Origin of the sequence: Pseudomonas sp. dw_612 (assembly GCF_018449725.1) — a bacterium.
Classification (GTDB): Bacteria; Pseudomonadota; Gammaproteobacteria; order Pseudomonadales; family Pseudomonadaceae; genus Aquipseudomonas.
The window spans coordinates 21,501-28,652 of sequence record NZ_JAAVVC010000037.1 but is presented as its reverse complement, the minus strand read 5'-3'; the positions used below and the strand labels follow the sequence as shown (position 1 = coordinate 28,652).

At 60.2% G+C, this 7,152-nt stretch carries 8 protein-coding genes; 4 read left to right on the top strand and 4 right to left on the bottom strand.

The window, feature by feature from the left end; all coding sequences use genetic code 11:
• Positions 1–53 precede the first annotated feature (53 nt).
• On the bottom strand, positions 54–686 hold the full coding sequence (locus HB680_RS31615) for a type 1 glutamine amidotransferase (protein ID WP_213942193.1): 633 nt from the start codon (positions 684–686) through the stop codon (positions 54–56).
• A 328-nt stretch (positions 687–1,014) separates the two neighbouring features.
• On the opposite strand from HB680_RS31615, the gene HB680_RS31610 reads away from it, so the two are divergent.
• The 3 genes from HB680_RS31610 to HB680_RS31600 all read left to right on the top strand — a co-directional run bounded on the left by HB680_RS31610 (position 1,015) and on the right by HB680_RS31600 (position 3,998).
• Positions 1,015–1,797, top strand: coding sequence for an ABC transporter substrate-binding protein (locus tag HB680_RS31610; protein WP_213942192.1), 783 nt, complete (start codon positions 1,015–1,017; stop codon positions 1,795–1,797).
• Positions 1,798–1,998: 201 nt separating this feature from the next.
• Positions 1,999–3,111: a M14 family metallopeptidase gene (locus HB680_RS31605; protein ID WP_213942191.1), complete on the top strand. Its 1,113-nt coding sequence runs from the start codon at positions 1,999–2,001 to the stop codon at positions 3,109–3,111.
• A gap of 170 nt (positions 3,112–3,281) precedes the next feature.
• Entirely contained in the window at positions 3,282–3,998 is a 717-nt protein-coding gene (locus tag HB680_RS31600; protein ID WP_213942190.1) for a dienelactone hydrolase family protein, read from the top strand.
• Positions 3,999–4,002: 4 nt separating this feature from the next.
• Here the strand turns inward: HB680_RS31600 and HB680_RS31595 are convergent, their stop codons facing one another.
• The 3 genes from HB680_RS31595 to HB680_RS31585 all read right to left on the bottom strand — a co-directional run bounded on the left by HB680_RS31595 (position 4,003) and on the right by HB680_RS31585 (position 6,330).
• Entirely contained in the window at positions 4,003–4,569 is a 567-nt protein-coding gene (locus tag HB680_RS31595) for a hypothetical protein (protein WP_213942189.1), read from the bottom strand.
• A 220-nt stretch (positions 4,570–4,789) separates the two neighbouring features.
• On the bottom strand, positions 4,790–5,464 hold the full coding sequence (locus HB680_RS31590; RefSeq protein WP_213942188.1) for a glutathione S-transferase N-terminal domain-containing protein: 675 nt from the start codon (positions 5,462–5,464) through the stop codon (positions 4,790–4,792).
• Positions 5,465–5,544: 80 nt separating this feature from the next.
• Positions 5,545–6,330, bottom strand: a complete 786-nt coding sequence (locus HB680_RS31585; RefSeq protein ID WP_213942187.1) for a hypothetical protein — start codon at positions 6,328–6,330, stop codon at positions 5,545–5,547.
• A gap of 165 nt (positions 6,331–6,495) precedes the next feature.
• Between HB680_RS31585 and HB680_RS31580 the strand changes: the two genes are divergently transcribed.
• On the top strand, positions 6,496–7,020 hold the full coding sequence (locus tag HB680_RS31580; RefSeq protein WP_213942186.1) for a chalcone isomerase family protein: 525 nt from the start codon (positions 6,496–6,498) through the stop codon (positions 7,018–7,020).
• The last annotated feature ends 132 nt before the right edge of the window (positions 7,021–7,152 follow it).

The window sequence follows — 7,152 nt, the reverse complement described above, 5'->3', positions numbered from 1 at the left end:
TGCCACCCCGTTGTAGGAGCTGCCGAAGGCTGCGATCTTTTGATTTTGCTTCTTCAAGCCCCAGCCCACCATCCATCCAGTGTTACCCGCAACCACTCAAACACCGCCGCATGCCGTGCAGCGTCATCCTGCCCTCGCGGCAGCGGCGATTCATCACCAAAATGCTCATTCAGCAGCAGCACCGACCCGGCATCCCACTCCGGATGAAACTGCAACCCCACCCGCGTCGGCCCGACCCGATACATCTGCTGCTCACACGCCTCACTGCTGGCGAGCAATTGCGCGCCGGGCGGTAAATCGATTGCGTCTTCATGCCATTCCAGCACGTTCAACGGCAGGCCTTCGGCGAAGCTCACACGGGTCCAGCCTGTTTCAGGACGCGCCATGCGCCGCACTTTTCCGCCCAGGCTCAACGCCAACAGTTGCGCGCCCAGGCAAATGGCGAACACCGCTGCGCCTTGCTCCAGGCTGGCGCTCAGCCACTGGCGTTCATCCTCCAGCCATTCAGGCCCGGCGTTGGATTCGTAAGGGCCACCCAGCAGGATCAAGGGGGCCGAGCCCGACGGCGGCAACTGCCCGAGATCGGCGCGAAAGACCTTCAGCGTGATCCCGCGTAGCCGCGCCCATTCGGCAATGGCACCGGGACCTTCGGCGGGGTGGTGCTGGATCAGGTTCAGTTCGGGCATCAGGGTTCTCTGGCGAGGGGCGAATGGCGATTAATGTGCCGCAAAACATTCGTCATCGCCAGCGACTTGCCGTCCGACCGATCAGTCGGATTAACGCTTCAATCCTGTAGGTTTTGTCTGAAAGCAGGTCTTGTCCTACAGTCCTTGCACCGCCCTGGCGCACGGGGCCAAACGACCCGATCCACACGCTACTTTTCTATAAGTATTTGTCGCTTAAACACAATTTACCCTCCTGTAGCCGCTCTAGACTGCCGGCCACTTCGGCCTCACCTGCCGAAACTGCCAATCGAAAACTGCCAATAAAAGCCTCCGCACACAGGAGTTATAAATGAAGAAGCTAGTGATGTTCGGTGCCCTGGCACTGTCGATGTTGTCCCTGACCGCTGTGGCCGAAGACGCCAAGCCGATCCGCATCGGTATCGAAGCCGGTTACCCGCCATTCTCGATGAAAACCCCTGACGGCAAACTCACCGGTTTCGACGTGGACATCGGCGATGCGCTGTGCGAGCAGATGAAAGTGAAATGCGTGTGGGTCGAGCAAGAATTCGACGGCCTGATCCCGGCCCTGAAAGTGAAGAAAATCGACGCGATCCTGTCGTCCATGACCATCACCGACGACCGCAAGAAAAACGTCGATTTCACCATCAAGTACTACCACACCCCGGCGCGCTTCGTGATGAAGGAAGGCACCGACGTCAAGGATCCACTGACCGAACTCAAGGACAAGAAAGTCGGTGTGCTGCGCGCCAGCACCCATGACCGTTTCGCCACGGAAGTGCTGCAACCGGCCGGGATCATCCTGGTGCGTTACGGTTCACAGCAGGAAGCCAACCTGGACATGGTCGCCGGCCGCCTCGACGCGATGCTGGCCGACTCGGTCAACCTGAACGACGGTTTCCTGAAAACCGACGCCGGTAAAGGTTTCGCCTTCGTCGGCCCGACCTATGAAGACGCCAAGTACTTCGGCGGCGGCGCCGGTATCGCCGTGCGTAAGGGTGACAAGGAACTGGCGGACAAATTCAGCACCGCGATCACCGACATCCGCGCCAACGGCAAGTACAAGCAAGTGCAGGATAAATACTTCAACTTTGATGTGTACGGCGGCGAGTAATCCAGCCGTGTGAAAAAGTGGCTACCGTTGACGCGGTGGCCATTTTTTTTGTGCCTCATGATCTATTCTGCGAACACATTTCCCCTGTAGGGACTGCCGCAGGCTGCGATCTTTTGATCTTGTTTTTAAAGCAAATCAAAAGATCGCAGCCTGCGGCAGTCCCTACAGGGTTTGTGTGATCCCCATGCCTCAGGAGTTCTCATGCAACGCATCGATCACCCACTGCCCTGGAGCCACCTCGGCACCGAGCGCACGCTCAGTGTGTTTCGTTATGGCGCCGGCCCCCGCAAGGTCTACATCCAGGCCAGTCTGCACGCCGACGAATTGCCGGGCATGCGCACCGCCTGGGAGCTGAAAAAACGTCTGGCCGAACTCGAAACCCAAGGCCAGTTGCAGGGCGTGATCGAGTTGGTGCCGGTGGCCAACCCGATCGGTCTGGATCAGCACCTGCAAGGCGTACACATGGGGCGTTTCGAGCTGGGCAGCGGCAAGAACTTCAACCGCGCGTTCGTCGAACTGAGTGAGCCGGTGGCTGCATTGATCGGTGGCCAGTTGGGCGACGATGCCGAGGCCAACATTGCGCTGATTCGCCAGGCCATGGTCCAGGTGCTCAACGGTCTGCCGGCGCCGGTTTCGCAACTGGAAGCCATGCACCGCTTGCTGTTGCGCCATGCCTGCGAGGCCGACATCACCCTGGATTTGCATTGCGATTTCGACGCGGCCATTCACGTGTATGCCTTGCCGCAACACTGGCCGCAGTGGCAGTCCCTGGCGGCGCGTTTGAAGGCGGGCGTGGCGTTGTTGTGCGAAGACTCCGGCGGCAGCTCGTTCGATGAATCCTGCTCGACGCCATGGTTGCGCCTGGCGCGGGCCTTCCCGGAGGCGGCGATTCCGCCGGCGAACCTCGCAACCACCGTGGAACTGGGCAGCATGGGCGACACCCGGGTCGATCAGGCCGAGGCCAATTGCGAGGCGATTCTGGGTTTCCTCGCCGAGCAGGGCTTTATCAGCGGCACCTGGGCGGCGGCGCCGAGTGAGTGCTGCGAAGGCATGCCGTTCGCCGGCACCGAATACCTGTTCGCCCCGCACCACGGCGTGGTCAGTTTCCTGCGCGAGGCGGGCGAGTGGGTGGAGCAGGGCGATGCGCTGTTTGAAGTGGTCGATCCCTTGAATGACCGGGTCACGACGGTGCGGGCCGGGACCAGCGGGGTGTTGTTTGCGATTGATCGTGGGCGCTATACCCAGCCGGGGACGTGGCAGGCGAAAGTGGCGGGGCGGGTACCGTTTCGGGTTGGGAAGTTGACCAACGATTGATGGGGTATCTTCGTCGCTTTTGATGGCCCCTTTGCGAGCAAGCCCGCTCCCACATTGGAATGCGGTCAAATGTGGGAGCGGGCTTGCTCGCGAAGGCGGCATCAGCCACACCAAAAATGTTCGTGGTGTTAGGGTATCCCCCGAATCCTGCCCCCTGTGAAGGAAGGTTTATGCTGAAGTTTTTCGCACTGTTCATGCTCCTGGCGTCCGCCACGGTCCACGCTCAAACCCCGCTGCTCACCGATCTGCCGCTCAAATACCTGGAACAGGCCAACCCTGACTCGCACAACCAGCCGCTGGTGATTTTCCTTCACGGCTACGGCAGTAACGAGCGGGATCTGTTCGGGATCAAGGACGAGTTGCCGGCGCAGTTCAACTACCTGTCAGTGCAGGCGCCGGTGGCGTTGGATGCGGACAGTTACCAGTGGTTTCGCAAGAAAGGCGAGGGCGCGTACAACGGTGAAACCGATGATCTGAAGACCAGCGGCAAGGTGTTGCTGGATTTCATCGCTCAGGCGGCGAAGAAATATCACACCGACGCCAACAAGGTGTTTTTGGTGGGGTTCAGCCAGGGCGCGATCATGTCCTACGAGGTCGGGTTGCGTCATCCGGAGGCCATGGGCGGGATTGCTGCGTTGAGCGGGCGGATTCTGCCGGTGCTCAAGGCCGAGCTGAAACCGGATGAAAAACGCCAGCAATTGGCGATTTTCATCGGTCATGGCACCGAGGACCAACGCTTGCCGGTGGTCGATGGCACGGCGGCCAACAGTCTGTTGCAGAAACTCTCACTCAAGCCTGAGTTTCATACCTACGAAGGTCTGGGCCACAGCATCAGCGCCGCCGAAATCCAGGACTTGAACGCCTGGCTCCAGCGGCTCAATCCCTGAGTTTTTACTTGCCGGTGATTTGTTTGACCAGCGTGTCATGGCCAGCCTTGTCGCTCGGGCGCGAGATGATCTGAATCACCGCCATCCGGTTGCCGGAGCCGGCCATCAGCGTGGTGTTGAGGGTCTTGCCGCCGCCCTGGGTGGCGGTGCTGTCCACCTGACGCACGCCCAGGCCGGTGCCTTTCATCGTCAGGCTTTTTTCGCTGAGCTTGGTGAAGTCGGGCAGGTTTTTGTGTTCGGCCACGTCGAAGTCGGCAGCGGTGCTGTCGAGGAATTCGCCGTCGTTGTCTTTGACGGTGACGCCTGGTGCCAGGTTATTTTCAGCGGCGATCACTACGGTCTTGGTGGTTTCATTGGCGTACATGGTGCCCGTCGCCCCGGTTGCGCCCGGCGGCAGCGGATTGGCGACGAAACCCTTGGGCAGGGTGAAGGTGAATTTGCCGCTGAGCATCGAGACTTTGATCGGCGCGGCATCGCTGGTCTTGGCTTTGGCGGCGTAAGCATTCAACGCCCCGAGGGTGGCAACCGCCGTCAGCAACAGGACAACGGCTTTTTTACTGAACAATGACATTGGAACTCTCCGGGGATGGTCGCGCTAGGGGGCGATCATCCCATGGAGGTTGTGGGTCACTCCAGCCCCGATTTCCGCAGCTGTCTGGCCAAACGCAAAACCTGTGGGAGCGGGCTTGCTCGCGAAGAGGCCCTGTCAGTCAACATCAATGTTGAATGACAGACCGCTTTCGCGAGCAAGCCCGCTCCCACAGGGGATGTGTTGTGTCAGTCGGATCGGGTTATTGAGCCTGATTCTGCGGAAACAGGTTACGCCGGGTTTCTTCGTCGAATTCAGCCTTGAGCACCAGTTTTTCTTTCAAACCCTGGGCGCGCTGGGCCGCCGGGCGGGCGCTGATTTCGTCGAACAGACGCTTGACGTTCGGGTACGCCGCGAGACCGTTTTCGCCGAGGATGTACGGCGCGTAACTGGCCCAGCCCCACAGCGCCATGTCGGCGATGCTGTAGGTGTCGCCGGCCAGGTATGGATGCTCGGCCAGGCGCTGATCGAGCACACGGTAGTGACGTTCGACTTCTTTCAAGTAGCGGTTTTTCGCGTAGGCCAGGTCTTCCGGCGCGTGGTGCAGGAAGTGCACAGCCTGGCCGGAGAATGGCGACAGGCCGGTGGCGATGAACATCAGCCAGGACAGCAACTCAGCCTGACCGGCAACGCTGGTCGGCAGGAAACGCTGATGTTTTTGCGCCAGGTGCAGCAGGATCGCCTGGGAGTCGAACACCGTGGCATCGCCGTCCACCAGGGCCGGGACCTTGGCGTTCGGGTTGATTGCCAGGAATGCCGGCAAGTGCTGCTCGCCTTTGAAGGTGTCGACGCCGATCAACTCGTATGGCGTTTGCAGTTCTTCAAGCAGCAGGGCGACTTTCATCGGGTTAGGCGAAGGGTGGAAAAAGAATTTCATGGGGAAGGCCTCAGTCAGTGGGTTTGAACTGAGGCTGATGTTGAGCGAAACACGTTCGATTGACGTGCAAGGTTATGGGTCTACTCGTTCGAAGTCATCGAACGAGTTGCCGGTGCCGGTTTCGCCAACAAGCGCCGGGTCACGCCGAGCATGCCCACGGACACCGCGACGCCGAGGGCGAACGCGGTCAGTCCGAGGCTGGGCAAGGTCAGCGCCAGCACCAGGCAGAACGCCGCGAACGAATACATGCCGGTGGCGGTGGCGCGCAACAACGCAGCGGTAAACGCCGGGCCACGGGTTTGCTGGGAGAACACCGCCATTACGCTGCCCAATACCGGGAACACGGCCAACAATCCGCTCCAGCGTCCGCCCACGGTGCTGGCCAGCAGCGTCACGGCCAAGGTCAACAACGCGCCGGCCACCATGCGCAGCAGCAGTTTGTCGGACTTGGGTTTGGGGCCGGAAACAATCGGCTGTACCGACGGAAACAGATAAGGCGCGGCCAGCAGCGCAGTGGCAGCGGCGATCACCGAGAACGTCAGCGACGGCGGAATCAGCGACAGCACCACCGCAGTCGCGGCCCACACCAACAAAGAAATCGTCAACGCCCACGGCCAAGCGGCCCGTTGCGCCACCTGGGCGTAGGTCACACAGAAGGCAATCATCGCGAACATCGCAGATAAGGCCGCCGTCGCGGCTTGGGCGGCAAACTCCTGGCCTTGCTCGATGGCGAGAAAAAACAGAATCGGCCCGACGACCACTGGCAATCCCGACAGCCACCCGGCCACGCTCGGCCCCCAGCGTTTGCCCGCCAGGGAAATCAGCAGCAGAAACCCGGGAATCACCAGCAACTTGAGCATCAGCACGCACGCACCTCCGATCTGTGTGAGGCGGCAACGTTAGCATCGTGGGCGGTGGATTGCTCTAGGGATTATCAGGTTTTGTATACAAGATTGATCGTCATTAAAAATTGTACGAGTCAGCCTTTTGCGTATAGGTTTTAGAGAGCTCTTCACGGTGAAGCGAACCCCATGATCAGACGACTGCGTCACACTGCCTGGTTGCTGACCCTGTTCGTCACGCAAGCGCTGGCCAGTTGGCAAGAGACCGTACCCGGCGCGCAAATCATCGGTGCCGGGGAGTTCAAGGTGTTCGGTTTTGAGGTCTATAACGCCCGGCTCTGGAGTGCCGCGCGGCCGCTGTCGCCGGACCGGCCGTTTGCCCTGGAACTGATCTACCAGCGCAGCATTTCCCGGGATGATCTGGTGCAGGCCAGCGTCGATGAAATCAAGCGCTTGTCCGGTGCCACGGTCAGCGCCGGGCAACTGGCCGGGTGGCAGGTGCAGATGCAGCAGTCATTCGTCGATGTCCAGGCCGGCACCCGCATCACCGGCGTGTATTTGCCGGGGCAGGGGGCGCGGTTTTTTGTGGGCCAGCAGTTGCAACATGAAGTGAAAGACCCGCAATTCGCCCGGGCGTTTTTCGATATCTGGCTCGATCCGCGCACCCGTAATCCCGAGTTGCGCCAGCAGTTGTTGGGCACCGCGAAGCCTTGAGGCAATCGCAATCCCCCGTAGGAGCTGCCGAGTGAAACGAGGCTGCGATCTTTTGATCTTGTTTTTTCAAGATCAAGATCAAAAGATCGCAGCCTTCGGCAGCTCCTACGCCGGGTTGTTTATAGCCTGGAA